Source organism: Bacillus salacetis (genome assembly GCF_003581585.1).
Lineage (GTDB): Bacteria > Bacillota > Bacilli > Bacillales > Bacillaceae_B > Rossellomorea > Rossellomorea salacetis.
In genome coordinates, this window is record NZ_QXIR01000075.1 from 1 (window position 1) to 1,657 (window position 1,657).

4 protein-coding genes are annotated in these 1,657 nt (G+C 41.5%); all 4 read right to left on the reverse strand.

The genetic code is table 11. The annotated features are described in order from the left end of the window. Positions 1-216 (reverse strand): hypothetical protein (locus tag D3H55_RS23565; RefSeq protein ID WP_136035794.1); only part of this gene is annotated, 216 nt, incomplete at its 3' end. 151 nt (positions 217-367) lie between these two features. Next, positions 368-736: a hypothetical protein gene (locus tag D3H55_RS23570; protein ID WP_119549765.1), complete on the reverse strand. Its 369-nt coding sequence runs from the start codon at positions 734-736 to the stop codon at positions 368-370. Then, complete coding sequence (locus tag D3H55_RS23575; protein WP_119549766.1) at positions 720-905, reverse strand: hypothetical protein; 186 nt, start codon at positions 903-905, stop codon at positions 720-722. Before D3H55_RS23575 ends, D3H55_RS23570 begins: the two co-directional genes overlap by 17 nt. Before the next feature lie 30 nt (positions 906-935). Then, entirely contained in the window at positions 936-1,358 is a 423-nt protein-coding gene (locus D3H55_RS23580) for a hypothetical protein (RefSeq protein ID WP_119549767.1), read from the reverse strand. Between the last annotated feature and the right edge of the window lie 299 nt (positions 1,359-1,657).

Below are 1,657 nucleotides of genomic sequence, written 5' to 3' on the forward strand. Positions count from 1 at the left end.
TCGGACACTTTCCGGCTCACTCGCTTGTTTTCTGTCCGAATTCTGCCCTGATTCGGACACTTTCCGGCTCACTCGCTTGGGTTCTGTCCGAATCCTGACTTGTTTCGGACATTTTTCGGCTGCCTTGCACGGTTTCTGTCCGATTCCCGCCCTGATTCGGACATTTTCAGGCTGCCTTGCTTGATTTCTGTCCGAATCCCGTCCTAATTCGGACATTTTCCAGCTGCCTCGCTTGATTTCTGTCCGAATCCTTCGCTGTTTCGGACAGTTTTCGGCTGCCTCGCATGGCTTTTGTCCGAATCCCGCCCTGTTCGGACTCTTTCAGTCTAACTCCAAAAAAAAATAGAGTACCACATCCGGTCCCCCTCTACTGTTCAAATCCTTTTCCGATGATGGTCTTTTTATCTTTTTCCAGATAGACGATCAGCCTTCCATTCTGTTCGTTTTCTGTATGATTGAAAGTAACAGTATAGATGGACTGTCCAATAAATTCCTTCCCTATTTTTTCTCCCAATTCTTCATCAGCAAGCACTTTTTCCACCACTGCATCTTTTGGCGAGACTGGGATCAATTGTGCCTCTTCTTCTGTCAGGCTGTTATAGGCAGCCATTTCTATTGGTAATTCATTCGAGTTATTACAACCGGCAATCAAAAAAGTCAGCAGAAGCATCAAACATTTATACTTCTTAAACGGGATGTTTCTCCTTCCACCCTTGCCTTCAGTTAAAAAAAGCATAGTACATCGCCACCGCTATGAGTGCTAATGGAATCACAAACAGCAGGCTTCGTTTACAAGCATCCAGATATGAACGTTTTCCATTTCCTTTGTCTTCAACAATCGCGATTTCAAGCGACAAAAGCACAATAGCCAAAATGAATACGCCAATCCCAACTAGAATTCCCATTAATGATTCCTCCACTTTTTGCGATTCATTTCATTCAGGTGCGTCATAGAATTCTTTTTCACTATCGGTTTCATCAAAAATTTCGGTATCACAGCAAGTATCAGATTCATATTTGATCTTTATAAAAGTAGTATCCCTTTCTTTTCCTGTCAGCAGCGTGACCTTCATATTGTGATATACCTTGCCTTCGATGACTTGATAAATGTATGCAGCCTTGGCTTTCTTGTATCCCTTGGCATACACATATGTAACTCCGTCCCCGGTGCTTAAACTATGAATCCCTGCATCCTTGGAATTCTTTGAGTCATTCAGCCATTGGCTTACCTCAGCTGTAAGACCCTCATTTTGAGAGATGTATTCATATTCTATTAAACCTTGAATTTCTTCATCTTTAGGACTGCATCCCTGTATGACGATCATTGAAATTAAGAGCATAGTGATAAATGCACGCAAAGGATTCCCTCCCCTTTATAATTAGACGGAAGACCATTTGATTTAGTTTCGAATATAAACGATTTGTCATAATACTTTGGATACAATCTTTTAGCGTTCTGGCCAGCTATTGATAATTTTATGCCAAAGGTACTTCTTTAGTTCTTCTTTTATTCTGTATACGGAATTTTTTATTGGTACAATGGACCTTTATGGATGAAAGGCGTGAGGAAAGTTGGACTTACGAGCGAATCGTACCCTTGAAGACTAGTTTGCTTGGGGCAGCGGCATATTTACTTCCTAAACTTACCCTTTGAAGC

Coding starts and splice junctions, on each gene's coding strand:
- D3H55_RS23575 (WP_119549766.1), bottom strand. CDS start 905: ATGGGAATTCTAGTTGGGATTGGCGTATTCATTTTGGCTATTGTGCTT.
- D3H55_RS23570 (WP_119549765.1), bottom strand. CDS start 736: ATGCTTTTTTTAACTGAAGGCAAGGGTGGAAGGAGAAACATCCCGTTT.